We start from the raw sequence: 24,580 nt of genomic DNA, 5'->3' as shown, positions 1-24,580 counted from the left end.
AAGTCGGCGACAGGTTTTCAGCGACCGAACTTGCTTACCAGTTGCTGCAGCTTCTCGGTGCGTCGCTTCTCTGCAGCCTCGGCCTCGCGCTTTTCCTTCTGCTGCCGAGCCACTGCGGCAAAGCGCTCCTTGAGCGTCGTCGATGCATGCGCGCGCTGCTCTTCGGTCACCTCTCCAGCGGGCTGCCCATCGAGATCGAAGCGCTGTTGCGAACGCTCGACGGCCTTAAGGTAGCGAGTCGAGGCGGTGTACAGCCGCAATGCAGTACGCAGGCTCTTGCGATCGATGTCAGGCATGCGTTCGATGATGCAGGAATCGATCTTGAGTGCCAGAGGTTTACAGTCACGGAAAGCCGGAAACGCATCCTGCAGGCGTTGCAGCAGGGCACGCGGTTCGATTCGTTGCCGCGGCGCGGCGTTGCTCTCTGTTGCAGTGGCAGGCACATCGGCCGCGATGCTGTCTTTTTCGGTGCTCATGGAGGACAAGAACTCTTGCAGACTGGGGCCCTATCAGTAAGGCCCAAGGATGATCAAGCTTCACATTCTACCTGCCCAACTGCCTCCGAACACGGCAGCGGCCCGCCTACTTGCTAGCATCCATCTTGCAACCATCCGAAGCAAGCAGCGTGTCGCTCGCAAATGATCCGCTCCTACCAGGCTTGCCAGCCCCGCATTCAGCACAAGCAGTCCGAACCGGCTCTTTGCACCACATGAGGCACATATTTCACCACACCGGGTTGCCGATATAATTCAATGTCTTGAACCGGCCATCGGCATCCTCCATGAGCGCCCAGCGCAGTCCTTCCGAAGTCGCCCGCGAAACTCTCCGTCAGCTTGCACTGCGCCGCATGACTCCGACGCCGGACAATTACCACAAGCTCTACCACGAGATTGCCGGCACTCACGCCGATGACGCCACCACGTCCGAGGGTTTCCTGCGCAAATTGTCACTCCGCCTGCCCAGGGACACGACAGAGCGGCAGAAAGCAGCCCGCGAACTCGACCAGGCCCTGGGAGCAGGCAAGCTGAAAATGGCGGAAGAGGCCCTGGAGCGCTATCTGGCCGGCTTGAAGGCCACCGAAGTACCAGCATGGAATGATCTCATCGCCAGCCTGCTCCGCTCCTGGGAGAGTCGCCAACAAGGTTGGACCACCGCACGCAAGCGTGAATCCCTGGATCGTGTCCTGGCTGCGTCGGAGCCGGCAACACTCTACAGCCGCCTGCAAGGTCTGCTGCGCGGCTGGAATCAGGTTCCACTCGGCGCTGGGCCTGCACTCGAGTTTCCCGACACAGCCTCGGATCCCTCGCCATCGGAAGGTATCGCCGCGGTCATCACAAGCACCAAACCGACTGCAGCCTTGCCAGCAGGACGCGACCGCGACCTGATCGAAAATCTCCGCCAACTCCTTTCATCGACCCTTCGCAATGTCGTTCCCTCCTTCCTGGGAGCACATCCGGAACTGGCAGACGAAGCCCAGCAGCTTGCCGATGATGTCGCCCATACGCTCGAGACCGCGCAACTCGAGCAAATAGGCGCCCGCATCCGCCGCCTCGCACATCGCCTCGAAATGACCACAGCCGATGATGCAGAAATTCGTGATGGACTCCTCCAGTTGCTGCGCCTGCTGCTGCGCAACATCGACGATCTGGTGCTGGACGACACCTGGCTGGCAGGTCAGATCGAAATGCTGCGCGAACTCGTCGCCAGCCCGCTAAACCCGCGCAGCATCGACGACGCAGAGCGCCGTCTGAAGGAGCTGATCTACAAGCAGAGCCAGTTGAAGCACAATCTCGTCGAAGCTCAGAACCACCTGCGCACCATGCTCGCCGGCTTTGTCAACCAGCTTGCATGCTTTTCGGAAAGCACCAGCATTTACCACGACCGCATCGGCCACTGCGCCCAGCGCATCGCTCAAGCCAAGGACATCAGTGCAATCGGACAGGTATTGGATGAAGTGATGCGGGAAACGCTCAGCATCCAGGACGAAGCCCAGCGCTCACGCGATGAACTGATCGCGAGCCGCCAGCAGGCACGTGCAGCCGAGGAGCAGATTGCCAGGCTGCAGGATGAATTGGACGAAGTCAGCCGCATGATGCGGCACGACCAGTTGACCGGCGCACTCAACCGCCGTGGCCTGGACGAAATGTTCGAGACCGAATCAGCCCGCGCCCAGCGGCGTGGCACGACACTCGCCCTCGCACTGCTCGACATCGACAACTTCAAGAAACTCAATGATGTCCATGGCCACAACGTGGGAGACGAAGCCCTCGTACACCTCACCCACGTCGTGCGGCAGCACTTGCGTCCGCAGGATGTGCTGGCGCGTTATGGCGGTGAAGAGTTCGTGATCCTGCTCCCGGAAACGGACAAGGCTGACGCCTACAACACGCTCACCCGGCTGCAGCGTGAGCTGACCCGCGAGTTTTTCATGGCGGACAGCCAGAAGATCGTCATCACTTTCAGCGCAGGCGTGACACCGGTGGGCTCAGGTGAAGCATTGCAGCCCGCCTTGAGCCGGGCCGACAAAGCGATGTACCAAGCGAAACAGGCCGGGCGGAATCGCGTCATCGGCGCCGAGCCGGGCTGAGCAGGCGCAAGCTTCGCCGATCACCTGCTTTCACTCGGACGCAGATCGCGGCGGCGCCCCGAAGCACCGCCGTCCGAGCAACCCGACGCCGATCAGGCCAGTCCTTCGGCCTTCAATGCAGCCTGTACTGCCGGTCGCGCTGCAACACGTGCCTGAAACGCCGTCAGGTTGGTGAAGCGGGACAGATCGAACTTGATGAACCCCATCCAGCCCAGCACGGTGAATAGATAAGCGTCTGCGACGCTGAAATCCTCACCCATCAGGAACGCCTTGCCCGCCAGCTCCTTGTCAACATACCCCAGCCGGCGCTCGAGATTGGCTTGTGCGGCAGCCCGCCAGGCGTCTCCGGACGCCGGATTGAAGAACGGGCTGCAGGATTTGTGCAGCTCGGTGCCGATGTACGTCAGCCACGACTGCAGCTTGTAGCGTGCCAGGCTGCCGTTGCTGGGCGCCAGCTTCTTATCGGGTGCGAGGTCGGCCAGGTACTGCACGATCGCAGGCCCTTCGGTCAGCACTTCACCGCCGCCGAGCACCAAGGCAGGCACATAGCCCTTGGGATTGATCCCGGTGAAATCGGCGCCGCCTGCCGTCAGCTTGGTCTGCAGATCGACGGCTTCCGCCTCATAAGGCAGGCCGAGTTCTTCGAGAACGATGTGCGGCGACAGCGAGCAGGCGCCCGGCTTGTAGTAAAGCTTCATGGCAAGCACTCCGTGGGGTGGGAAAAACACAGTATGCCGCAGCCCCGCGTCCCTGCCCACTTGCACTCATCATCGGCAAATCCGATTGGACTTGATGATAAGTTTTTACTTATATTTTCACGTTCGAATCATTCTCCCCTCCAGGCCATGCCATGCGCGCCCATCCGTTCGTCCTTCTGCTCTCCACATCCATTGCCGGCGCCGCACTGGCACAGGACGCCCGGCTGGACGTCCAGCTCGTCGGCATCCAGCATGAACGCGGCAGCATCCGCGTGGGGCTGTATGCCGAGCCCAAAACCTTCCGCAAGGAAGCACAGGCGCTTGCCGTACAGCAGGCCCCCGCTGCCGCCGGCACCGTGCGGGTCAGCTTCGAAAAGCTGCCCCCTGGCCGCTACGCCATCATGGCCTACCATGACGAAGACGGAAACGGCGAGCTCAACCGCCGTTTCGGCATGTTTCCGACCGAGGGCTACGGCCTGTCGAACAACCCCACGGTATCCGGGCCCCCCGCCTTCGACGACAGCGCATTCGAACTGAGCGCCGAGACCAAGGCGAAGGAAATCAGCATCGACGTCCGCTATTGAGCGGATATGAGGATCCCTCACATGCGACACGCTCGAATCCAGTCCTCCTTCGATCCTGCCACCTCCACCGTGACCCACATCGTTGCCGACCCGATCACGCGCCGGGCGGCAATCATCGACAGCGTGCTGGACTACGATCCGAAGTCCGGTCGCACCTCGCGTGCCTCCGCCGATGCGGTGATCGCCCATGTCCGCGAGGCCGGCCTGGCGGTCGACTGGCTGCTGGAGACCCATGCCCACGCCGACCACCTGTCGGCCGCCCCCTACCTGAAGCAGCAACTGGGCGGTCGAATCGGCATCGGCGCCCACATCCGCCAGGTGCAGGGCGTGTTCAAATCCATCTTCAATGCCAGGGACATGAACACCAACGGCGCCGAGTTCGACCATCTGTTCGAGGACGGCGAGCATTTCCACATCGGGGAAATCGACGTCGAAGTGATGCACACGCCGGGGCACACTCCCGCCTGTCTGACCTATGTCGTCGGCCAGGACGCCTTCGTCGGCGACACCTTGTTCATGCCCGACTACGGCACCGCGCGCTGCGACTTTCCGGGCGGCGACGCCGCCACGCTGTTCCGCTCGATCCGCAAGGTGCTGTCGCTGGCGCCCGAGACACGGCTGCACCTGTGCCACGACTACCCGCCCGAGGGACGCGAACCAGCCTGGGAAACCACGGTCGCCGAACAGCGCAGCAGCAACATTCACGTCCATGACGGCATCACCGAAGCGGAATTCGTCGCCATGCGCACCGCCCGCGACAAGACCCTCGCCATGCCGACGCTGATCCTGCCTTCCATCCAGGTCAACGTGCGCGCCGGCAACCTGCCGCCCGCCGAGGACAACGGCGTGCGCTATCTCAAGATCCCGCTCGATCTGCTGTAAACATGTCGCCGACGCCTGCCACCAGCACCAGCCCGTCCCTCGCCCGACGCGTGGCCGAGTATAGCCGCACGGCTCTGACGGACGATCTGATCGCCGCCGTCATCGTCACCATCCTGCTGGTTCCGCAGAGCCTGGCCTATGCCATGCTCGCCGGCCTGCCGCCGGTGGTGGGGGTGATGGCAAGCCTGCTGCCGGCAATGGCCTATGCCATCTTCGGCTCCAGCTCGACCCTCGCCGTGGGACCGGTGGCGGTGGTGGCGATGATGACGGCCCAGGTGGTCGGCGGCATCGCCATCGACCATGGCGTCACCCCTCATCTCGCAGCGCTGGTACTGGCGCTGGAGATCGCCGCGATCTGCCTGATCGCCGCGCTGTTCCGTCTGGAAACCCTGGCGGCCCTGCTCAGTGCGCCGGTGCTGCACGGCTTCATCACCGGCGCCTCGCTGCTGATCGCCCTCGGCCAACTCCCGGCCCTGCTGGGCATGCCGGTCAAGGGCAACACCGCCCTCGAGCTGGGCGGCGCCCTCGCCGCCAGCGAACGCCTGCTCCCCCATTTCGCCACTGCCGCCATCGGCCTGCTGGCGCTGCTCACGCTCTGGACCCTGCGCCGCCACGGCAGCCGCATGCTCCAGGGCCTGGGCTGCAAGCCGCGCATGGCGCAATTGCTGGCCCGCACTGCGCCGATCCTCGTCGTTGCCATTGCCATCGTCTGGATCGCCGGTTTTCCCGAACTGAATCGCGGCGTCGCCATGTCGGGCCGGATCAGCCTCGGTGACGGCCTCGCCTTCCCCAAAGTATGGGAGGCTCCGCTCGGCGTCTGGCGCGACCTGCTCGCCCCCGCTTCGGTGCTCGCACTGGTGGCCTACGTCGAAAGCCTGGCGGTGGCAGAAGCACTCGCCGCCCGCCGCGGTGAAAAGATCTCGCCCCGGCGCGAACTCTTCGGCCTTGCCGCCGCCAACGCCGCCGCCGGTGCCTCGGGCGGCATGCCGGTCACCGGCGGTTTCTCGCGCAGCATCGTCAACTTCGACGCCAACGCCCGCACCCGTCTGGCAGGCGTCTGGACCGCCATCCTGCTTGCGCTGGCCATCATCCTGCTCGGCGACGTGCTGCAATACCTGCCGCGCGCGGTGCTGGCAGCCACCATCATCATTGCCGTGCTGTCGCTGCTCGACTTCGCCCCTTTCCTGCTCGCATGGCGCTATTCCCGCGCAGAATTCGCCGTGATGGTCGTAGTGGCCGTGCTGACGCTGGTCATCGGCATCGAGGAGGCCCTGCTGGCCGGCGTGATTGCCACCATCGGCCTGCTGCTGCAGCGCACGGCCCGCCCGCACTGGACCGAAGTGGGACGGCTCGCCGGCACCACGATCTTTCGCAACGTGAGCCGCTTCGAGGTCGAGACGCTGCCGCAGGTGCTGTCGATCCGGGTCGATGAGAGCCTGCTCTTCACCAACTCACGCTGGATTTCGGAAACCCTCACCGCAGCGCTGCACCAGCGTCCACAGTTGCAGCACGTCGTGCTGATGATGAGCGGCGTCAATGGCATCGACCTCACCGGACTCGAAGTGCTGATGCAGCTCGACCGCGAACTGCGCGCCAAGCGCATCCAGCTGCACCTGTCGGAACTGAAAGGCCCCATACGCGACGCCCTGGACCGGACCGAAGTCTCCGACTGGCTGTCGGGGCAGCTCTTCATGACCCAGGACGCAGCCTTCAACACGCTCGCCGCAGAAATCGCCCAACAGGACTCAGGCAAGAGCAAAGCTTGAGCCTGACGGCGCTCTGTGACGCAAGTCACATAACCACGACCGGACCACGGATATGTGAGCAAACACTTATATGATTGATCGGACACAGACATGAACAGCGGCCCGTTTGCGCTGAACCATGCCAACCAGGGGAGACAGAATGTCCGACAAATCCAGATCATATCCATCCGGAGCACCAGCCAGCGGCCGCCGCCGCTTCCTGCTCGGTGCATCGGCACTGCCGGCCATTGCCGGCGCCGGTCTGCCAACCGGCCTGGCACTCGCCAGCACGCCTGCAAACGCCGCACTGAAGACCTCGGCACACATCGTCATCGCCGGCAGCGGCCTGGGTGGTCTCGCCATCGCCGCGCGCCTGTCGCGCGAGCTGGACGGCGCCAGGATCACCATCATCGATCGCAAGGAAATCCACAACTACCAGCCCGGCTACACCCTCGTGGCAACCGGCATCTGGCCGGTCGACAAGGTCAGTGACCACAACGTTGACCTGATGCCGGCAGGTGTCGAATGGGTGCGCGAGATGGTCGCTGAGTTCGATCCGGTCGCCAATGTCGTCATCACCGACGGCGGCAAGCGCGTCGAATACGATTACTTGGTCGTCGCCACCGGCCTGCACCTCGACTATGCGCAGATCGAAGGCATGGACATCGCCGCCATCGGCAGCAACGGCCTGGGCAGCGTCTACCCCAGCCCCGCCGCCGCTGAAGCGACCTGGCGGGCGATGGACGCGTTCCGCCAGGCAGGCGGCTCGGCGCTGATGACCCTGCCCGCGACTCCGCTGAAATGCGCCGGCGCACCGCTCAAGATGACCTTCATGGTCGCCGACCGGCTCAAGCAGGCCGGCACCCGCGGCACATCGAGCATCGCCTTCCACTCCGCACTGGACAACATCTTCAGCGTGCCGCGCATCAACGACGAGGTGCTGCGCCGCTGGGCCGAACTGGACATTCCCGTCACCTTCAACAGCAAGCTGGTCGCCATCGACATCGGCACCCGCCGTGCCACGGTCGCCAGCCCCGAGGGTGATCGCACCGAGCTCGGCTACGACTTCATCCATGTCGTGCCACCGATGCGCGCCCCGGATGCGGTCAGGAACAGTCCCCTGCCGTGGCAGGAAGGCGGCTTCGCCGCAGGCGGCTGGCTCGAAGTCGATCCCAGGACCCTGCGCCACCGCCGCTTCCCCAACGTCTTCGGCCTGGGCGACATCAACGGCACCGGCAAGGGCAAGACCGCGGCCACGATCAAGAAGAGCGCACCGCTCGTCGCGCAGAACCTGATCGACGTCATCGCCGGCCGCGAACCCTCGCAGCAATTCGACGGCTACACCTCATGCCCGCTGCTGATCCGCGAAGGTTCGGCGTTGCTGGTCGAATTCGACTACGACAACAAGCTGACGCCCTCGCTGCCGATGATCGATCCGCTGCAGGACAGCTATTTCGCCTGGGTCATGAAATACCGCCTGCTCAAGCCTGCCTACATGGCGGTGCTCAAGGGCCGGGTCTGAAGGAGAACGGAATGTACGAAATCTGGCTGACCCTCAACATCCTGTTCGAACTGGGCCTGCAGTACCTGCCGCAGGTCGTCGCCAGCCTGCTGCTGTGGGCGATGCTGATGCTGTTCGCCGCCACCCGGCCCGGTGTTGGCTGGCGGCGAGGCCTCGTCCCCGCCTTCGCGGTCGGCATCGGCGTGACCGCGATCACCTTCTTCATCACCCCCGGCATGACCAAGTCGTCCTTCGCCAACATGGGCTACTGGGTCGACTGGATGAACCTGTTCTTCTATGCCGCCGCCTTCGGTGCAGTTGCCGCCGCACTGGCCTGGCCGATCGCTGCCAGCCTGCGCCGGGCGGCCTGAAGCACGCGAACCTACCCACAGGAGCCACTGCCGCCATGAAACGCCTTCTGATCGCCGCCGCCCTCTGCTTCGCCAGCCTGTCCGTACAAGCAGCCGACATCGCCATCTCGGCCGAAGAAACCTACGCCAAGATCCGGAATGCCGAACCGAACGTGCTGTTCGTCGACGTTCGCGATCCGGTCGAGATCATGTTCGTCGGCTTCACCGACGCCATCCACGTCAATGTTCCCTTCATCCTGGTCGACCGCGGCCAATGGAATGCCGAACGCGGCGTCTTCCGCCTGTACCAGAACCCGGACTTCGCCGCACAGATCAAGGCCGAACTGGACAAGCGCGGCATGAGCAGCGACGCCGAGATCATCACCATGTGCCGCTCGGGCAGCGAACGCGGCGAACCCAGCGCCAGCTTCCTGCGCGCCAACGGCTTCCCGAACGCCCGCTACGTGGTCAACGGCTTCCAGGGTGCGGCAATCAAGGATGGTCCGCAGGCCGGCTTCCGGCTGCAGAACGGCTGGCAGAACAGCGGGCTGCCGTGGTCGCCGAAGATGAACGCCGACAAGATTTACCGCATCGACCAGCACTGAGCTGCCGCACATCTGTTCTGTTGCGCCCGGACTCGAGACGGACTGCAGCATCCGCCTCGAATTCGTTCACCTGCTCCTCTATCATGCTGGCTTCGTCGATCCCACGCTGAAGGCCCGAGCATGACAGACACCACTTACACCCCGCCCAGGATCTGGACCTGGGACAAGGCCAACGGCGGCCGCTTCGCCAACATCAACCGCCCGATCGCCGGCCCCACGCACAACCGCGAACTGCCGCGCGGCAAACACCCGCTGCAGCTCTACTCGCTGGCCACGCCGAACGGCGTCAAAGTCGGCGTGATGCTGGAAGAACTGCTGGCTCTCGGCCACGCCGGCGCCGAATACGACGCCTGGCTGATCCGCATCGGCGACGGCGACCAGTTCGGCAGCGGCTTCGTCGGCGTCAATCCGAACTCCAAGATCCCCGCCCTGCTCGACTGCAGCGGCGCGGAACCGGTCAGGGTCTTCGAATCCGGCGCCATCCTGCTCTACCTGGCGGAAAAATTCGGCGCCTTGGTACCGACCGAACCGGCAAAGCGCGCCGAATGCCTGTCCTGGCTGTTCTGGCAGATGGGCAGCGCCCCCTACCTCGGTGGCGGCTTCGGCCATTTCTACGCCTATGCGCCGACCAAGATCGAATACGCCATCGACCGCTTCGCGATGGAAGCCAAGCGCCAGATGGACGTGCTGAACCGCAGGCTGGCCGAAAGCCGCTACATCGCCGGCGACGAATACACCATCGCCGACATCGCCATCTGGCCGTGGTACGGCGGCATGGTGCTGGGCCAGCTGTACGACGCCGCCGAGTTCCTGCAGGTGCAGGACTACACCCATCTGGTACGCTGGGCCACTGAAATCGCCGCCCGCCCTGCGGTCAAGCGTGGCCGCATGGTCAATCGTGTCAGCGGTCCGCTCGAGCAGCAGCTCCACGAGCGCCACGACGCGTGCGATTTCGACACCCGCACGCAGGACAAGCTGCAAGCCAAGTCCTGAGCACTGTCGGCCAGGCATCCGGAGGGGCGCGGCAGCAAGCAGCCCTTCCGGCCAGCCCTTCGCACAAAAACCACAGCAAGTTCCGCCACCCGCACGCCGATGCTAGAATCGCGCCCGCTCGTCATCGGGGAGTAGCCGCCCTGCGCAACGCAGGGGTGCGCGTCAACATGCTTGGCCGACAGGCCATGGCGCGTACAGCTTCCAGGCCTGGCAAGACCTTTGACCGCACTGCCTACGGATTAGGGCCGGGAGGCGGCGTGGTCGTTCGTCTTTCCGGCCCTGGAGTTCCCGTTTTCATGGAAGCGTTTCTGGTATCCACCGGCGTCGTCGCGCTGGGTGAAATGGGCGACAAGACCCAGCTGCTGGCCATCATCCTGGCCGCCACCTTCCGCCGCCCCTGGACCATCATCACCGGCATCTTCGTCGCCACCCTCGTCAACCACGCTGCGGCCGGCGCCGTCGGCGGCTGGGTCGCCCAGGCGCTCGGGCCGGACGTGCTGCGCTGGGTCATCGGCATCTCCTTCGTCGCCATGGCCGTGTGGATGATGATCCCGGACAAGATCGAGGACGATGCCGCCCGGAACACCCGCGGGCTGGGCGTGTTCGGCACCACCGTGGTGGCCTTCTTCCTCGCCGAGATGGGCGACAAGACCCAGATCGCCACCGTCGCCCTCGCCGCCCGCTACATCGATGTCATCCCGGTCGTCCTCGGCACCACGCTGGGCATGATGCTGGCGAACGTGCCGGCGGTGTTCCTCGGCGACAAGATCGCCAGGAAGGTCTCCATGCCGGTCGTGCACGGCATTGCGGCGGCCATCTTCTGTATTCTGGGCGTGCTGACATTGTTCAACGTCGGCAGCCTGTTCTGAAAACCTCGCTGGTGGGGACGAGCCAGCGCCTGGCTGCCCCACCGAAGCTGTACTACGTACGGCGGCTGCATCATGCCGCCGAAAGCAAAAAGGCGCATTACACGGTTATGTGTATGCGCCTTTTTGTCTGGAATTCCTGGTGGACCGAAGGAGGATCGAACTCCCGACCTCTGCATTGCGAACGCCTGAACTCGACTTCCGCCGGGAATACTGTAGTCTATGCGTATCAACAGTTTATAGGCATAGGCCGCATTCTCTTGGTATGGTGATTGGCTTTTTTGTCCCAATCCTGTCCCACTGACTGCCGGTGCCGACAGGTGAAGAACACGAAAAATGGCCAACTTCCGCAAGCGCGGCGAACTGCAATGGCAGGCACGGATTCGCCGCAAGGGCTACCCCGATCAGGTCAAGACCTTCAACACCCGCGCCGAGGCTGAGGAATGGGCCAGAGCCATCGAACATCAGATCGACCGAGGCGCGTTCGTCAGCCGGGCCGAGGCCGAGGCAACAACGCTCTACGAGGCATTGGGCCGATACGAGCGCGAGGTGACGGTTCACAAGAACGGCGAGGAAGCCGAGAAATCCGTCCTGCGGATCTGGAAAGGTACTGAGCTTGCCTTGCGAACCATGCCGGCGATTCGCAGCGCCGACATCGCCAAGCTGCGCGATGAATGGCTGAAGACCTTAAAGCCGGCCACCGTGCTACGGCGGCTGCAACTGCTATCCCACGTCTTCAACATTGCGCGTAAGGAATGGGGCATGGAGAGCCTGTCGAACCCCCTGGAACTGGTGCGCAAACCGCAACCCAACAATGCACGCACCCGGCGGATCGTGGCGGCCAAGCAGGCTGACACACGGGAGGCCGGCGAAGAAGCCGCGGATCAGGAGTCCAGTCGGGATACACCCGACGACGAACTGGCGCGTGTGATCGCTGCCACTGGCTCCAGCGTTCTCCCGGCCATCATTCGATTGGCCGTGGAGACCGCGATGCGCCGCGGCGAAATCGTTGGCCTCCGCTGGGAGCATATCGACCTCCAGGATCGCGTGGCTCACCTACCCAAGACGAAGAACGGGGAGCCGCGCGACGTGCCACTTTCTTCAAAGGCGGTGGCCGTGCTCGAAGCCCTGATGCCGGAAGAGAACGAGGACGAGAAGGAAGGTGACGAGGCCGAAGAAGACGACAGCCGCGTGTTCAAGATTCGCAGTGATGCGGTGACGCGCGCGTTCGAGCGCGCCGTGGAGCGTGCCAGGAAGACATACGAGGATAAATGCAAGGCGGGCAAGGTTCGGCCAGACCCGAAGTACCTGGTCGATCTGAGGTTCCACGATCTTCGGCATGAAGCCACGTCGCGTCTGGCCGCCATCTTTCCGATGCACGAGCTGACCAAGATCACCGGCCACAAGGACCCGCGCATGCTGATGCGGTACTACCACCCCAGGGCGAAGGACTTGGCAAAACGATTGGCGTGAGGTAGCTCTGCGATTGCGCGAACTGGAGGAAAGGGGTTCACTGATGGTAAAATCGTGCTAGTTTCGCGCTCGCCGCAACCCTTGGAAAAACAGTGTCATGAATGTAGGTCAAGCTATTCGACTGTGCCGGACGCAACGGGGAGCCTCACAAAGCGCCATTGCGCATCGGGCCAAGTGCTCGGTCTCGTACTTGTCGATGCTTGAGAACAACAAGCGCGATCCGACGCTTTCGACGGTCACCAAAATTGCCGAGGCATTGCATGTGCCTGTAGGTCTGTTGTTCGTTCTGGCCGCCGATCAGAACGAACTGGGTGACATTGACGAGCAGGTCGCCGATCAGTTGATGCAGTCTGCGCTGGCATCGCTGGAAACACCGGACAACATGACAGCGCAGGTGGGAGGCCACTATGGCTAATGCCGAACAACTCAAGGCGTTGGTGAAATCCCATATCGAACGGGATGACCGGCACTTTTATTCCGTAGCCATGCAGGTCGCCGCCCGCGAAGCCAAGGTGGGCCACGGCAAGCTCGCCCAGGAACTGCGCGACATGATCGACGCGGCCAAGGCCCGCGTCTCGCCCGCTGATGCGACGGGCAATCTGGTGCCGCTGGCGCGTCCCCGCGGCGAGCTGGCGAACCTGCTGACGGTGGCCTATCCGAAGAATCGGCTGGTGGACATGGTGCTCGATACGGATGTGGCCGAGCAGCTTGGCCGCATCTTGAAGGAGCAGAAGCACCATTCGCGCATCCGCGAGCATGGCTTGTCGCCACGGCGCAAACTGCTGCTGGTGGGGCCGCCCGGCACGGGCAAGACGATGACGGCCTCCGTGCTGGCAGGCGAGCTTGGCGTTCCCTTGTTCTCCGTGCGGCTTGATGCGCTCATCACCAAGTTCATGGGGGAAACGGCGGCCAAGCTGCGCCAAGTATTCGACGCCATTAGCGAGGTTCGTGGCGTTTATTTCTTCGACGAGTTCGATGCCATCGGCTCGCAGCGAGGACTCGCCAACGACGTGGGCGAGATCCGGCGAGTGCTTAACAGCTTTCTGCAAATGATCGAAAGCGACCAGTCTCACAGCCTGATCCTCGCTGCGACCAACCATGTGGAGATACTCGACTACGCGCTTTTCCGTCGATTCGACGACGTGATCGAGTACCGGCTGCCGAGCGGGCCACAAGCCGCCAAGCTGCTGCAGGCGCGACTAGGGAAGTTTGCTCCGAAACCCTTCCCCCTGAAGGCTCTCACGGCGAAGGCGGAGGGGTTGAGCTACGCGGAAATCAAGCGCGCCGTGGACGAGTCCATCAAGGAGGCGGTGATGCACGATGATGACCGCGTGGCGCCTGAGGCGCTGACGCGGGCCTTCGAGGAACGCCGGAAATTCAGCATCAGAATGAACGACAAAAAGGCTGCATCGAACCATGCCGGATCAACCGCAGGCTAAACGCCCCCATTTCATTCTTCGAGACACATCAGAGGCTATCCAGTTCACCGCGCATTCTCCGGGCGGTGGCTCGACGCGAAACGTACCAGCTTTGCCACGTCCACAACATAGTGCAGCCCTTCGAGCGCAAATCGAAGTATTGAAGCCTGTTGCGGCAGATGCAGTGCGAGTTCATAAGGAGCTGCAACTGGAAAGTGGTCTTGGCTTACAAATCCAGTTTTCCAGTCTACCGAATGTCGAGTTGGCATTTGAGAGCTTGGCGGATGCTCGCCAAAGAATCGAGCTTCTCAGTGTTCGCCACGAGGGCAACCAAACTTTCGCCAATGTCTTTGTCCCTGATGGAAAGCTGGCTCACTTTGAAAAATACATCTCCGACTATCTGGAGGAGAAGAAAGATCGTGCCGGTAAGGCGCGAGATAATCGCAAGCTGATTGATGCCATCCAATCCATCCGGACGGCGGAGATCAGGGCGTTGTGGACCGATGCGCCCGAACTGCTGCCGGCTGATCCCGCCACGGCTTTCTGGTGGGAAGTGTGGCTTCCGGTTCGAGGTGCGGGGCAGCGGCAAGCCGTGGTGGAGGATTTCAAGAAACTTGCCCGCCTGGCAGATTGTGTGGTCAGCGACAAGCAGGCTAACTTCCCTGAGCGCACAGTGCTGCTGATGTATGGCTCGCAACAGCAACTCTCGCGCTCGGTAATGACCTTGAACTGCGTGGCCGAGCTTCGCTATGCAAAAGAGACCGCCGAGTTCTTCGACGGCATGGAGGTGGAAGATCAGCGCCAATGGGCAGACGATCTGCTGCGGCGTGCGCAGTTGCAGCCCGCAGACGATGCCCCCCGGGTCTGCCTGCTGGATTCAGGCGTAACCCGCGCGCATCCGCTGCTGGAGCCCTTGATGGACGCGGCGGACCTGCATACCGTGGAGCCGGCGTGGGGTGTGGATGACCAAGCGGATCACGGTACAGGCTTGGCCGGTCTAGCAGCTTACGGCGACCTCACCGATGCCCTGTCTTCTGCGGGCGCGATCAGCGTCCCGCATCGGCTGGAGTCGGTGAAGCTGGTGCCAGCGGAAGGCGCCAACGAAGGCGATGCACGGCACCACGCCTACTTGTTCGCGGAAGGCGTCGCGCGCCCCGAAATCTCTGCGCCGGCTCGCGCCCGCGTGTTCACTTCTGCCGTGACGGCTTCGGACTATCGGGACCGGGGCCGACCTTCGTCATGGTCGGCTGCCGTTGATAGCCTCGCGGCGGATGCGGATGGCACGGGCGAGAACCCGCGTCTGTTCGTGCTCTCCGCCGGCAACAACCGTGATGCCAATGCGTGGGCCACGTATCCCGACTGCCTGGCCACCAACCTTGTGCATGATCCAGGGCAGGCATGGAATGCCATCACCGTGGGCGCTTGCACCGACAAGATCGACACACAGGGGCATCCGTCCTTGAACCCCATTGCCGGAGCGGGTGGGCTCAGCCCGTTCACCACCACGACACAGACCTGGGATCGCGCGTGGCCGCTCAAGCCTGATGTGGTACTGGAAGGCGGCAACGCGGCGAAGGATGATCTGGGCGCATCGTGGATGACGAGCCTGAGCCTACTGACCACCCACAACCAGCCGCAGGCCCGCTTATTCACCACCAGCAATGCCACCAGCGCCGCATCGGCGCTGTGTGCCGGCATGGCGGCGCGAATCATGGCCGCCTATCCGCATCTTCGAGCGGAGACCGTGCGCGCATTGCTTGTTCATTCGGCGCAATGGAGCGATGCCATGCGTGCGATGTTTTTGCCGGCTGCTCCGAATAAGGATAACTTCGTCAACCTGATCCGTCACTGCGGTTGGGGTACACCGGACCTGAACCGCGCACTGTGGAGCGCCGGCAACTCCTTGACGCTGGTGGTTGAAGATTTGGTGTATCCATATGCGAAGGTTCAGGGCAAAGGGGTCGTTACCCGGGATATGAACCTGCATTCCTTGCCGTGGCCGAAGGACGAGTTGGAAGCATTGCAGGACACGCCCGTCGAGATGCGTGTCACGCTGTCGTATTTCGTCGAGCCCAATCCTTCGGCGCGGGGCGTCGCGTCGAAGTATCACTACCCTTCGCATCGCCTACGCTTCGACGTGCAGCGTCCACTGGATACTTCCACCGATCACTTCATTGCACGGCTGAACGCCGCCGCACAGCGTGAAGACGAAGGTGATGGCGATCCAGTCAATCCTTCCGATCCGAACTGGCTGCTGGGCGGTCAGAGACGGCATCGTGGCTCGTTGCATCAGGATGTGTGGAAAGGCACGGCCGCCGAACTGGCCAGCCGTGGATTCATCGCGGTCTACCCATCTGCCGGCTGGTGGCGGACACGGCCTGCGCTGGAGCGCTATGGCTTGCCAGCGCGGTATAGCCTTGTCGTGTCTATTCAGACGCAGCAGATGGACGTTGATCTTTACACCGCTGTCGCTCAGAAAATCCCAGTGGCGAATGCAGTTGTCGTGGGAGTGTAAGGGCAGTCTCGGTGTGCATACCGTGCTTATGTTGAGTCCGTGGCAAGTATTACTTTTCATGCCGCCACGTCGGTGAGGCTTCGCAAATTCGCTGAAGCCGTATATGTTCTGGCTCGGGAATCAGGTGTGCCCAGCGCATCTTTTCTGCGGCCATTTCGCTTGTCCGTAATTCGTCTTTAACGATAAGCAACCGATGCGGGAATGCGCGTGCCGCTGACCAAAACCCTATGGCGTTGCCGACGATGTGTATCGGAATAATTGGATGACGGTATTCGTTGTATAGCCAGAATAAGAATGCCAAGGCATAGCCCTGTCTTCGATGCTCTGCATGTACCTCGATCTGATACACATAAGTTGCATCGTCGAGTGGGCTTACACCGAAGGTGGCGGAACCCACTTCTTGCCCCATGCTGTTAAGGATGGTGGCTCGATAATCTGGGTTGGGCTCGACAAAGGTCTGGGACCATCTTGTAGTGGCAAGACGAACTTCGACGGCGGAAAATTTACGCTTGCTATTGCGCAAGAAAGGAAAGAAAAATCCCATCCGCCCCATCACTGGATTTTGCGACTTTCAATATTTCGTATGAGCCAACGGCTAAGGCTGGCGTCCTGAACGGCCGCCACCTTGTCCGTGTGCCGGTAGATGTAGGCCGCCAGTTTCTCTATCTGCTCGGCCTTGATGCTGGCGGGCTTGCCCTCGTTCAACCTCTTGGCGATCTGGTTCAAGTTCCGGCCGATGGCCCGGAGCTGGTAGGACGATTCCCATAGAGCTTTCGTCGTCTCCATCGTGAACTGCGGTTCGTGCGTCAAGCTCGCACGCACGCAGTTGATAACCCAACGCTGCGGCGAACAGCCCTCGGTCTGGGAACGGGCCGTGATGCCCTGGAACTCGGTGGGCGTGAAGCGGACTTCGAGGCGTTCTTTCGGCCCTCCGTCCGGCTCGCCCTCGGTTTGCTCGGCAATCCAGTGGCGAATGTCGGGCGGCATGTCGTCTTGGATGATGTAGCGCATCAGCGCCCGCATCACCACGGACGGATTCTTGTCTTGCTTGGCGCAATGCTCGTCCCATTGCGCCTTCAATGGAGCGGGGACGCGAAGACGATATACGTAGCTATCTCGTGTCGCCCCAATCTCGGCCTTGCGCGGCATAGGGCCTCCTAGTCGAGGTGTGTGGGCAAAGTGCAGACGTAGTGTGGCACAAAATACCGGCGTTAGCCTATCCTGCATTAGCCCACCCCCACACACTTTTTTCGTCATGACGAAGAGTCAAACGCTTCAGTTTGGTACCCGCGTGAATAACTGAGCAGTGATTTGAATGAAAACGAAGCTTTCATACTTCTATGTGCAGAAAATAGAAGCAGTTCAGTTCATGTGCGTGAAATTACGTTGACGACGCGATGCACACTGATAAAATGCGAACAGGTTCCGAAGTTCCTTGAATAACTTCGGTGTGCTGTGTGACAGCAGCATGTCGTCGTCGGATACGGCCTCGCTTGTCAGAGGCAGCAGTGCAGCCCGTCAGGGCTTGCTTCGCGATGAACGGCTTTGCAGCCGGGTGATTTCCCCACTCATTGGGAAGAGCGGCCTTCCCGCTTGATAGGAAGCAACGGCGCAGCAGCGTCGGCGACTTTCATCCGATCTCCCTTGAACCGTTCGCTCGTCGAGGCTTTCTCGCGTGCGTTTCGGGAGATACGCGCATGAGCAATATCGTCAATCAGCCCGGCTCCGATGCTGGGCCAGTCACCGGGGAAGATGCCGCATCCGGTGGAACCCAACTTGTCCTGACCATCGACAGTCGCACAGCTCAGGCACTTGCCGAACTGGCAAGGCGTTGCAGCGGCGTGCATGCAGCGCGCGATGGCTTCACCAGTCACGGCCTCCTGACGCCGGTCACGTTGCTGGAAATGCTGGCCGAGGATGCCGGCATGGTAGTCACCCGCCCCGGCTCATGGGAGGGCTACAACATGGCCCAGGTGCTGGTCTCGCATGGGTATGAGCTGTGATGGACGTGAACGAGTTCATGCAGCAAGTCAGACCCGCCGGAAAGCGATCCCGCATTGCTCCATTTCTTTCCGAAATCCAGATGCTTCGGGAGCGTGGTTTCTCTCTCGAACAGATTCGAGAGTTCCTATCTACGAACGGGGTCAAGGTGTCCGTCGGCGGCTTGTCGGCCTACCTGAGTAGGCATGGCGTTCAGGGGTATTCCGCCTCGCCTGTGCCGGCGGCACCTCCGGTAGCACCAGAACCATCCGAGGCCATCGCGCAGGAAAACACCACGCCGATGGATGCACGCGAGCAGCGCGAAGCTCTTGCTCATCGGTTCATCTCATCACAAACACAAAACTCGATTCTTAAACGCATCCAGGAGAAGCAAAAATGAAAATCGCCGTCATGAATTTTTCCGGCAACGTCGGCAAGTCAACTATCGCTCAGCATCTTTTGCTTCCGCGCATGACGGACGCCGAACTGATTCCCGTCGAGTCGATCAACTCGGATGCCTCGGGTCAAGAACCTATGCGGGGAGAGGATTTCAAGGAAGTACAGAACGCATTGCTGCTGCTTGATAGCGCAATCGTTGATGTCGGTCAGTCGAACGTCGAAGACTTCGTGACTTTGATGAAGCAATACCAAGGAGCGCACGAGGACTACGATTTCTTCGTGGTGCCCACGACATCCGACAGCAAGCAGCAACGGGACACGATCTCTACCATCGAAGCACTGTCCGGCATGGGTGTGCCCGCAAAGAAGATTCGGCTGATCTTCAACATGGTGCCGCCGGACCGCCTTCCCGAACGACTGTTCCCTGGGTTGTTCGAATATCACAAGGAAGGCAAGAAGTTCGCCTTGAACCCGGCGGCCGTCGTCCATCGCAATGGCATCTACGATGATCTTCGAGGTATTGATATGACCATGAAGCAGATTCTTGAAGAGTCCACCGACTTCAAGGTCAAGATCAAAGAGGCTAAAGACGTAGCCGAGAAGTTGGCCTACTCGAAGCTGCTCGGCATTCAACGGCTGGCCCAGGGCGTCACGCTTGAGCTGGATGCGGTCTTCAAGACGTTGTTCCGGTGAGAGCGGTTATGAATCCGACAACAGCTCACGATGCCTTGATTGCAGAATTGCTCGGCGATGTGGGTCGCCTACATGATTCGATCAAGGAGTTACCCAAAGCCTTGGGGCCGGTCTGCGGGGCCATCGTCAAATCGACCAGGGATGCGCAGTCGGTCATCGACGCCTATGGTGAGGCTCAGGAGCAACGGCTCAAAGCGCTCGCAGCCCAGGAACGGATTTCGATGCGGGAGGACATGCAATCCGTGCTTCATGAAGTGGTGAGGCGGCATGACGAATCGAACGGCCGTTGGGGCATATGGAAGATGACCCTTGTCGTTTTCGTCGTAGCGCTTCTTGGCGCGCTTGCGGGCTACGGGAGCGCCCGCTTTGCGGATGATGGTCTGCTGACTTCGGCACGGTATGGCAGGGCGTTGGGCGTGGTATGGAACGACCTGGACAAGAAGACCCAGCAACGCATTCAGGAGGCGGCACACCAATAAGCATTGAAGACGGGTACGAAGCGAACACGCCGTGTCACCATTGGCGTGACCACGCCAAAGTAGGACAATCGGAATGCCAGCACACTAGGTTTTGGCATTTCGGAATCAATAGTTTTGGGCATCGCCCATCTGCTCGACCGGCTCCGCGCCGCGCCCGGTCTGACGTGCTGAAACAGACAGCATGACCGCGTGGAAAGACTCGCTGTGAAGCCCTTCGGGGCACGCTCCTGGATGGGAAGCAAGACCGCTGCCGACGGTGGCGGAATGGCCGGTAGGCCCGACGCCCTCCTTTTCAACAGGAGTGGCAATCACATGAGCACAATCAAAGTCCTGGCAGTCCTCGGCGTAGCCGGTTGGATGATCTTCGGCAACCACGAGGCCAAGGCCCAAATCCCGGTCACTGACGGCGCTTCCATCGCGCAACAAATCGCCGCCCAGGTCGAAACCATCGCCAAGTGGAAGATGCAGTACGACCAGATGACCAGCCAGATCAACCAGATGAAGCAGCAGTACGAGTCCCTGACCGGCTCGCGCGGCCTCGGCAACATCCTGAACAATCCGGCGCTGCGCGAGTACCTGCCGGCCGACTGGCAGGGCGTTTATGACGCCGTGAAAACGGGCGGCTATGCCGGCCTGAGCGGCAGGGCGCAGTCGATCTATGAGGACACCAAGGCATTTGATGCCTGCGCCCATTTCAAGATCGCAGACCAGCGCACCGCGTGCGAAGCCCAGGCCGTCAAGGGTGCCCAGGACAAGGCTTTCGCCCTGGACGCCTACGACAAGGCCAAGTCACGGCTGAACCAAATCGACCAGCTCATGGCGAAGATCAACGACACGCCAGACCCCAAAGCGATTGCCGAGCTGCAAGGCCGCATCGCTGCCGAACAGGCCATGATCCAGAACGAGCAAACCAAGCTCCAGATGTACGCGATGGTGGCGGCGGCCGAGGATCGCTTGCAAGAACAGCGCGCGCACGAAATGAACGTGCGAGACGCCGCGAAGCGCGACGGCCTCAAAGTCCAGCCCATGAACTTTTCGCTGCGTCCGTAAGGGGGGACTGTCATGATTTACGTCCTCTCCGGCCTGCTCGCGGGCCTGTACGCAGCAATGGTTATCGGCTTCTGGCACGACGTGCGCCGCTTCGGCAAGTGGAAGGAAACCATCGGCCGCGAAGTGCATATGTTCGCTATGGATGGCGTGTCCATCTATGCGGCCTTGATGGTGGCCTATTTCGCCGCGAACGACTGGTACGGCTTCACCTTGCCGTTATTCAGTCAAGGCCAGCTCATGAGCTGGCAAGCAACGCTCCTGGCGGTCGCCTGCGCTGTCACCAGTCTGTCCATCGGCTACTTCAATGGTCGGGAAAGGTTCCTGACACCGACCTATGCAGGTCGCCGGGAAGCAACGCTGCGCTTCCTCGCCTCTCGCCAAATCATCGAAGCGGCCGAAGTAGCTCATGCGCTGAAAGTCATGCAACAACATGAAGCCCGGCAAGCTGCTGGCCGCACCATCGAAGCCGAAGCGCGGGAGGTCGGGAAATGAGAAAGCTCATCCTCTCCCTGATCGTCTCGGCTGTCTTGGTCGGCTGCACGGAACCGGCTGAACCCGTCCAGTCGGTCGATTGGTACAAGGAACACGCAACCGAGCGGACCGACCGTTTGGCGAAGTGCCGCGCCAATCCTGGCGAACTGTCCGAAACGCCGAACTGCATCAACGCGGAACGCGCTGAAAGCCTTGCCGATGCGGGCAAGCGGCGCGGCCTCAACGTCCAGCCCATGACGGGTATCAAGATGGGAGGCAAATAGCCATGCCAGCAACAACAAACGTCTTCCAGGGCATCGGCGGCACCCTGGACAATGCCACGACGACCTTTGTCACGAACGTGGCCGGCGACACCATTGCAACGGTCTATCCCTGGGCACTCGGCGCGCTGACGCTTTACATCACCCTGTATGCCTACATGATGATGACCGGGCAAGTTCAGGAGCCTTTCAAAACAGGGCTTTTGAAGATGGTCAAGGTCATGATCGTGGGGACGATGGCCCTCAATGCCGATATGTACCTGAATGGTGTTGTCGAAGCCTTCCGGGGCATCGAAGAAGGGCTAACGTCCGCCTTCTCCGGCTCGGCTGGTGGCTCGATCTACGCCTCTCTGGACAGCAGCTTGAGCAAGGGGCTTGAGCTGATCATGCAGTGCCGAGAAAAGGCGCAGGCGGCGAGTTGGCGGGAGATGGGGACGATCTTCATGTGGTACCTCATCATGGCGATTCTTGCCATCGGCTTTGCCTTGGTCGTGGTGTTCGGCGGCATCGCAATCCTGATGTCCACCATCTACCTGAAAATCCTCTTTGCCATTGGGCCGGTGTTCATCATGTGCCTGATGTTTCCGGTCACGGCGAAGTTCTTCGATTCCTGGGTGGGCTTCGTGCTGAACCACGTTCTGATTGTTGCGCTGACGGCGGTCGTGCTGACGCTTGGCGTCACGATCTACGACAACGAAATAGCGAAGGTCGTCATCGACTCCGATCAGAACATGCTCATGGTGGCCCTGGAGCTGCTTGTCGTGGCAGCAATCCTCTATGGCATCGTGAAGGGTGTCATGCCGATGGCTGCGGCTCTGGCTGGCGGTATCTCGATGGCTGTCATGACGGCACGCGGCCTGACCGATAGCCTGGACAAAGGCCGGCGCGGCGCCCAGCAAACGGCAAAGGCTGGCTTGGCACTTGGCAAAGGCGCTTACGGCTTGGGCAAGGGTGCCTACGGTCTTGGCAAAGCGGGCGTGAACAAGCTCCGAGGCAATAGCGTTTCCAATGCCGGCGGCGGTGGATGGCAGCCCGCATACAACGCGGCAACCCTGGGCAACCTGCAACGGAAAAGCCCATGAACGATAGACCGCACGACGAAGCAATGGCCGAGGCGTACCGCAAGCGGCCGGGCGAGGCGTTCGCCATGTTCCGGGCGCTGCTGCTCGGTGGTGGCCAGCCTGGAGAATGGCGCATCTTCTGGCGTCACGTTCGGCTTGCGCTACGTCGGCGGTAAGTCCCTTGATCCGCACCACGGCCCCGCCTCGGCGGGGCTTCTTTTTTGGCGACGGTGGATCTTCCTCGATCGCACGGGCTTGTCACCATCGCCGGGCATTGGTGACGCCGACAGCTCGGCCAGGTCATCGCCGTGTCACTATCGGCAACGGTAGGAGTAGTAATAGTCTTACTATTACTACTACGCTACTCAAACGGGGCGTTCAGGATGAGGACACAAACAAGAAGGGCCAAGCATCAGCTTGGCCCTTCCTTGATTCGGTGGTGGCGGGCGATGCCGCTACCTGAATTGTGCTAAGTGTAGCAGATAGCAATCGGCAGGCGTGAGCGGAGTGGTGCGGGCGTTCGCCACCCTTCAAATCGTTCGAAATGCCTTTTCCTCGTCTGGTCCGGTGTATTTTTCCAGCCGAACCGCGCATTCAATCAACACGATTCTCGCAAGATATGCTGCTTGCTGTCGCTCGACGGCAAACGACTCAAGCCTGTCGTAGTGGGTGCCGTGCAAAATCTTTGATCTGCCCCCATTGTAGATGTCCTCCACCAGACCTTTCAGCGTTCGCGGTCGGCTGCCTCGGATCACTTGTGTGGTCTTGTCCGTGCCCGTGAGATGAGAAATCATGTTTCCAATCCCGGTCGCCTTTCCTCCGTTACTCAGCACATCCAAACTGGTTCCGAGCTTCGCAAGTGCAATGGCATCATTGGATTCTCGATTCCCTTCACCGAACCAGTCCAGTGCAGTAGCCCACCGGTTGGCGAGTTTTGGATGCTTGTGCCCAGAAGGGTTAACCACCCCTCCGAGGATTTCGCCAAATGCAGGAAAAATCGGAGCAAGATCGGACAGCGCCTGCTTCACCCGGGCTGGCGAGAGTGATGGAATTCGTTTTCCAAGAGAACTTCCTGGTAACCAAAGCAGCCCATTCGTTTCAATCAAGCTGTTGGTGCCAACGGGCGGTAGTCGTTCTTCGTGAAGTGCCTGCTGCTGAAAGCACTCCGGTGCCCCGAAGCCCAAGGAGATGGCGTCGAGGGCGGTCTTGGCCGCCAGTCTGGCCAGCTTGCGCGACAAATTGCGTTCGTAGCCGAGGACAGTGACTTTCACCAGTGATGGGCATTCGGAAATGGCACTGTAGACGGCACCGGCCAGCCCATCAAGCGGCGTGCTGTCCTTCGGCTTCTGAATTGCGTCCTTGAGAATGTCCTTCCAGCGAAAATTAGCATCCGACTGGTTGAGGTAACGCTCTTTTCCCAACTGTGGAAAATCTACCGAGTCAATCCAATCTGATCGAGTGAGAAATGTCACCGGGCCAAGCACGAACGGAGCGTCCCTCTCCATGCCCAGTGTCCACGCAGGGAAGTAGTGTGTGTATTCCAATGCAATTTTCGCAATTCGATCCTCGATGAGGGTTTTCAGTCGAGGAACGAGATTGCCGCTGTCACTCTCATCAAACCCCGTGAACTCCTCCGCAGCATGCATGTCAGCAACGGCTTGTCGAGCAGTCTTTGCGAACTCATCAATTTCAATCTTCAGCGCACTGGGGGGGCGGTTTTCGTGGAGGACTCTTGAAATCTGCCACAGAGCCTCCCTCGATTTCTTATTGAAATACCGTTGCATTCCGTTCTCGGCGGTGACGAACTCAGGGATGCCGGCTTCCTCTGCCCATGGTGCAGCGCCGCCATGAATGCGATCCAGTTCATCAACCAATGATTTGAGATCGGAAGCCAAGGACATGTCGTTACTCATCCCGCCGCATTGCGGCATTGTCGTGCCCATCCAGTT

Annotated in this window: 27 protein-coding genes and 1 riboswitch; of the genes, 22 read left to right on the top strand and 5 right to left on the bottom strand. The window is 61.1% G+C overall.

Going from position 1 to position 24,580, the window contains the following annotated elements; translation table 11 throughout:
- Positions 1–17: 17 nt before the first annotated feature.
- Positions 18–476, bottom strand: a complete 459-nt coding sequence (locus tag QM748_RS02290; protein WP_415245464.1) for a ProQ/FINO family protein — start codon at positions 474–476, stop codon at positions 18–20.
- 305 nt (positions 477–781) lie between these two features.
- Between QM748_RS02290 and QM748_RS02285 the strand changes: the two genes are divergently transcribed.
- Positions 782–2,587 carry a GGDEF domain-containing protein gene (locus QM748_RS02285; protein ID WP_415245463.1) on the top strand — a complete coding sequence of 602 codons (1,806 nt, stop codon included), beginning with the start codon at positions 782–784 and terminating at the stop codon, positions 2,585–2,587.
- Between the two features lie 92 nt (positions 2,588–2,679).
- On the opposite strand, the gene gstA is transcribed toward QM748_RS02285, so the two are convergent.
- Positions 2,680–3,285 (bottom strand): glutathione transferase GstA, encoded by a 606-nt coding sequence (gene gstA, locus QM748_RS02280; RefSeq protein ID WP_415245462.1) that lies wholly within the window; start codon positions 3,283–3,285, stop codon positions 2,680–2,682.
- A 152-nt stretch (positions 3,286–3,437) separates the two neighbouring features.
- Here gstA and QM748_RS02275 point away from each other — a divergent pair, with 152 nt between their 5' ends.
- The 12 genes from QM748_RS02275 (at position 3,438) to QM748_RS02220 (ending at position 16,217) form a co-directional block, all read left to right on the top strand.
- Entirely contained in the window at positions 3,438–3,869 is a 432-nt protein-coding gene (locus QM748_RS02275; RefSeq protein ID WP_415245461.1) for a DUF2141 domain-containing protein, read from the top strand.
- Between the two features lie 21 nt (positions 3,870–3,890).
- Positions 3,891–4,751 carry an MBL fold metallo-hydrolase gene (locus QM748_RS02270; RefSeq protein WP_415245460.1) on the top strand — a complete coding sequence of 287 codons (861 nt, stop codon included), beginning with the start codon at positions 3,891–3,893 and terminating at the stop codon, positions 4,749–4,751.
- Between the two features lie 2 nt (positions 4,752–4,753).
- Positions 4,754–6,517 (top strand): SulP family inorganic anion transporter, encoded by a 1,764-nt coding sequence (locus QM748_RS02265; RefSeq protein ID WP_415245459.1) that lies wholly within the window; start codon positions 4,754–4,756, stop codon positions 6,515–6,517.
- Positions 6,518–6,656: 139 nt separating this feature from the next.
- Positions 6,657–8,018 (top strand): NAD(P)/FAD-dependent oxidoreductase, encoded by a 1,362-nt coding sequence (locus QM748_RS02260; protein WP_415245458.1) that lies wholly within the window; start codon positions 6,657–6,659, stop codon positions 8,016–8,018.
- Positions 8,019–8,029: 11 nt separating this feature from the next.
- Complete coding sequence (locus QM748_RS02255) at positions 8,030–8,368, top strand: hypothetical protein (RefSeq protein WP_415245457.1); 339 nt, start codon at positions 8,030–8,032, stop codon at positions 8,366–8,368.
- A 35-nt stretch (positions 8,369–8,403) separates the two neighbouring features.
- Positions 8,404–8,952 (top strand): rhodanese-like domain-containing protein, encoded by a 549-nt coding sequence (locus tag QM748_RS02250; protein ID WP_415245456.1) that lies wholly within the window; start codon positions 8,404–8,406, stop codon positions 8,950–8,952.
- Between the two features lie 120 nt (positions 8,953–9,072).
- Positions 9,073–9,945 carry a glutathione-dependent disulfide-bond oxidoreductase gene (gene yghU / locus QM748_RS02245; RefSeq protein WP_415245455.1) on the top strand — a complete coding sequence of 291 codons (873 nt, stop codon included), beginning with the start codon at positions 9,073–9,075 and terminating at the stop codon, positions 9,943–9,945.
- Between the two features lie 114 nt (positions 9,946–10,059).
- Positions 10,060–10,232: riboswitch (yybP-ykoY riboswitch) on the top strand.
- A 9-nt stretch (positions 10,233–10,241) separates the two neighbouring features.
- Complete coding sequence (locus tag QM748_RS02240; RefSeq protein WP_415245454.1) at positions 10,242–10,814, top strand: TMEM165/GDT1 family protein; 573 nt, start codon at positions 10,242–10,244, stop codon at positions 10,812–10,814.
- Positions 10,815–11,147: 333 nt separating this feature from the next.
- Positions 11,148–12,284 (top strand): integrase, encoded by a 1,137-nt coding sequence (locus tag QM748_RS02235; RefSeq protein ID WP_415245453.1) that lies wholly within the window; start codon positions 11,148–11,150, stop codon positions 12,282–12,284.
- Positions 12,285–12,381: 97 nt separating this feature from the next.
- Positions 12,382–12,699 carry a helix-turn-helix domain-containing protein gene (locus QM748_RS02230; RefSeq protein WP_415245452.1) on the top strand — a complete coding sequence of 106 codons (318 nt, stop codon included), beginning with the start codon at positions 12,382–12,384 and terminating at the stop codon, positions 12,697–12,699.
- Positions 12,692–13,723 carry an AAA family ATPase gene (locus QM748_RS02225; protein WP_415245451.1) on the top strand — a complete coding sequence of 344 codons (1,032 nt, stop codon included), beginning with the start codon at positions 12,692–12,694 and terminating at the stop codon, positions 13,721–13,723. Before QM748_RS02230 ends, QM748_RS02225 begins: the two co-directional genes overlap by 8 nt.
- Before the next feature lie 139 nt (positions 13,724–13,862).
- Positions 13,863–16,217 (top strand): S8 family peptidase, encoded by a 2,355-nt coding sequence (locus QM748_RS02220; RefSeq protein ID WP_415245450.1) that lies wholly within the window; start codon positions 13,863–13,865, stop codon positions 16,215–16,217.
- 49 nt (positions 16,218–16,266) lie between these two features.
- Here QM748_RS02220 and QM748_RS02215 read toward each other — a convergent pair whose 3' ends face one another.
- Both QM748_RS02215 and QM748_RS02210 read right to left on the bottom strand, forming a co-directional pair.
- Complete coding sequence (locus QM748_RS02215) at positions 16,267–16,773, bottom strand: hypothetical protein (protein WP_415245449.1); 507 nt, start codon at positions 16,771–16,773, stop codon at positions 16,267–16,269.
- Complete coding sequence (locus QM748_RS02210) at positions 16,770–17,366, bottom strand: plasmid mobilization protein (protein WP_415245448.1); 597 nt, start codon at positions 17,364–17,366, stop codon at positions 16,770–16,772. Before QM748_RS02210 ends, QM748_RS02215 begins: the two co-directional genes overlap by 4 nt.
- Before the next feature lie 548 nt (positions 17,367–17,914).
- Between QM748_RS02210 and QM748_RS02205 the strand changes: the two genes are divergently transcribed.
- The 9 genes from QM748_RS02205 to QM748_RS02165 all read left to right on the top strand — a co-directional run bounded on the left by QM748_RS02205 (position 17,915) and on the right by QM748_RS02165 (position 22,807).
- Complete coding sequence (locus tag QM748_RS02205; RefSeq protein WP_415245447.1) at positions 17,915–18,220, top strand: hypothetical protein; 306 nt, start codon at positions 17,915–17,917, stop codon at positions 18,218–18,220.
- A complete protein-coding gene (locus QM748_RS02200; protein WP_415245446.1) occupies positions 18,220–18,597 on the top strand; it encodes a hypothetical protein in 378 nt (125 codons plus the stop codon). Before QM748_RS02205 ends, QM748_RS02200 begins: the two co-directional genes overlap by 1 nt.
- The gene (gene stbB / locus QM748_RS02195) at positions 18,594–19,289 is read left to right on the top strand and encodes a StbB family protein (RefSeq protein ID WP_415245445.1); all 696 of its coding nucleotides are present in this window, start codon (positions 18,594–18,596) and stop codon (positions 19,287–19,289) included. The genes QM748_RS02200 and stbB overlap by 4 nt, the downstream gene beginning before the upstream one ends.
- A gap of 8 nt (positions 19,290–19,297) precedes the next feature.
- Positions 19,298–19,768 carry a hypothetical protein gene (locus QM748_RS02190; RefSeq protein WP_415245444.1) on the top strand — a complete coding sequence of 157 codons (471 nt, stop codon included), beginning with the start codon at positions 19,298–19,300 and terminating at the stop codon, positions 19,766–19,768.
- Positions 19,769–20,080: 312 nt separating this feature from the next.
- The gene (gene virB5, locus QM748_RS02185; RefSeq protein WP_003480883.1) at positions 20,081–20,818 is read left to right on the top strand and encodes a P-type DNA transfer protein VirB5; all 738 of its coding nucleotides are present in this window, start codon (positions 20,081–20,083) and stop codon (positions 20,816–20,818) included.
- A gap of 12 nt (positions 20,819–20,830) precedes the next feature.
- Positions 20,831–21,310: a hypothetical protein gene (locus QM748_RS02180; protein WP_415245443.1), complete on the top strand. Its 480-nt coding sequence runs from the start codon at positions 20,831–20,833 to the stop codon at positions 21,308–21,310.
- Positions 21,307–21,573, top strand: coding sequence for an EexN family lipoprotein (locus tag QM748_RS02175; RefSeq protein ID WP_415245442.1), 267 nt, complete (start codon positions 21,307–21,309; stop codon positions 21,571–21,573). Before QM748_RS02180 ends, QM748_RS02175 begins: the two co-directional genes overlap by 4 nt.
- Positions 21,574–21,575: 2 nt before the next feature.
- Positions 21,576–22,652 carry a type IV secretion system protein gene (locus QM748_RS02170; RefSeq protein ID WP_415245441.1) on the top strand — a complete coding sequence of 359 codons (1,077 nt, stop codon included), beginning with the start codon at positions 21,576–21,578 and terminating at the stop codon, positions 22,650–22,652.
- Positions 22,649–22,807 (top strand): hypothetical protein, encoded by a 159-nt coding sequence (locus QM748_RS02165; protein ID WP_415245440.1) that lies wholly within the window; start codon positions 22,649–22,651, stop codon positions 22,805–22,807. The genes QM748_RS02170 and QM748_RS02165 overlap by 4 nt, the downstream gene beginning before the upstream one ends.
- A 354-nt stretch (positions 22,808–23,161) precedes the next feature.
- Here the strand turns inward: QM748_RS02165 and QM748_RS02160 are convergent, their stop codons facing one another.
- Positions 23,162–24,532, bottom strand: a complete 1,371-nt coding sequence (locus QM748_RS02160) for a hypothetical protein (protein WP_415245439.1) — start codon at positions 24,530–24,532, stop codon at positions 23,162–23,164.
- Positions 24,533–24,580: the final 48 nt, after the last annotated feature.

Origin of the sequence: Thauera sp., from assembly GCF_047601425.1 — a bacterium.
Classification (GTDB): domain Bacteria; phylum Pseudomonadota; class Gammaproteobacteria; order Burkholderiales; family Rhodocyclaceae; genus Thauera.
The sequence above is the reverse complement of the archived record's forward strand: the minus strand, read 5'-3'. Positions and strand labels throughout refer to the sequence as shown.

Coding starts and splice junctions, on each gene's coding strand:
- QM748_RS02265 (WP_415245459.1), top strand. CDS start 4,754: ATGTCGCCGACGCCTGCCACCAGCACCAGCCCGTCCCTCGCCCGACGC.
- QM748_RS02180 (WP_415245443.1), top strand. CDS start 20,831: ATGATTTACGTCCTCTCCGGCCTGCTCGCGGGCCTGTACGCAGCAATG.
- QM748_RS02160 (WP_415245439.1), bottom strand. CDS start 24,532: ATGTCCTTGGCTTCCGATCTCAAATCATTGGTTGATGAACTGGATCGC.
- QM748_RS02235 (WP_415245453.1), top strand. CDS start 11,148: ATGGCCAACTTCCGCAAGCGCGGCGAACTGCAATGGCAGGCACGGATT.
- QM748_RS02250 (WP_415245456.1), top strand. CDS start 8,404: ATGAAACGCCTTCTGATCGCCGCCGCCCTCTGCTTCGCCAGCCTGTCC.
- QM748_RS02275 (WP_415245461.1), top strand. CDS start 3,438: ATGCGCGCCCATCCGTTCGTCCTTCTGCTCTCCACATCCATTGCCGGC.
- QM748_RS02225 (WP_415245451.1), top strand. CDS start 12,692: ATGGCTAATGCCGAACAACTCAAGGCGTTGGTGAAATCCCATATCGAA.
- QM748_RS02285 (WP_415245463.1), top strand. CDS start 782: ATGAGCGCCCAGCGCAGTCCTTCCGAAGTCGCCCGCGAAACTCTCCGT.
- QM748_RS02165 (WP_415245440.1), top strand. CDS start 22,649: ATGAACGATAGACCGCACGACGAAGCAATGGCCGAGGCGTACCGCAAG.
- QM748_RS02200 (WP_415245446.1), top strand. CDS start 18,220: ATGGACGTGAACGAGTTCATGCAGCAAGTCAGACCCGCCGGAAAGCGA.
- stbB (WP_415245445.1), top strand. CDS start 18,594: ATGAAAATCGCCGTCATGAATTTTTCCGGCAACGTCGGCAAGTCAACT.
- QM748_RS02210 (WP_415245448.1), bottom strand. CDS start 17,366: ATGCCGCGCAAGGCCGAGATTGGGGCGACACGAGATAGCTACGTATAT.
- QM748_RS02190 (WP_415245444.1), top strand. CDS start 19,298: ATGAATCCGACAACAGCTCACGATGCCTTGATTGCAGAATTGCTCGGC.
- QM748_RS02175 (WP_415245442.1), top strand. CDS start 21,307: ATGAGAAAGCTCATCCTCTCCCTGATCGTCTCGGCTGTCTTGGTCGGC.
- QM748_RS02270 (WP_415245460.1), top strand. CDS start 3,891: ATGCGACACGCTCGAATCCAGTCCTCCTTCGATCCTGCCACCTCCACC.
- QM748_RS02230 (WP_415245452.1), top strand. CDS start 12,382: ATGAATGTAGGTCAAGCTATTCGACTGTGCCGGACGCAACGGGGAGCC.
- virB5 (WP_003480883.1), top strand. CDS start 20,081: ATGAGCACAATCAAAGTCCTGGCAGTCCTCGGCGTAGCCGGTTGGATG.
- QM748_RS02255 (WP_415245457.1), top strand. CDS start 8,030: ATGTACGAAATCTGGCTGACCCTCAACATCCTGTTCGAACTGGGCCTG.
- QM748_RS02260 (WP_415245458.1), top strand. CDS start 6,657: ATGTCCGACAAATCCAGATCATATCCATCCGGAGCACCAGCCAGCGGC.
- QM748_RS02170 (WP_415245441.1), top strand. CDS start 21,576: ATGCCAGCAACAACAAACGTCTTCCAGGGCATCGGCGGCACCCTGGAC.
- yghU (WP_415245455.1), top strand. CDS start 9,073: ATGACAGACACCACTTACACCCCGCCCAGGATCTGGACCTGGGACAAG.
- QM748_RS02290 (WP_415245464.1), bottom strand. CDS start 476: ATGAGCACCGAAAAAGACAGCATCGCGGCCGATGTGCCTGCCACTGCA.
- QM748_RS02205 (WP_415245447.1), top strand. CDS start 17,915: ATGAGCAATATCGTCAATCAGCCCGGCTCCGATGCTGGGCCAGTCACC.
- gstA (WP_415245462.1), bottom strand. CDS start 3,285: ATGAAGCTTTACTACAAGCCGGGCGCCTGCTCGCTGTCGCCGCACATC.
- QM748_RS02240 (WP_415245454.1), top strand. CDS start 10,242: ATGGAAGCGTTTCTGGTATCCACCGGCGTCGTCGCGCTGGGTGAAATG.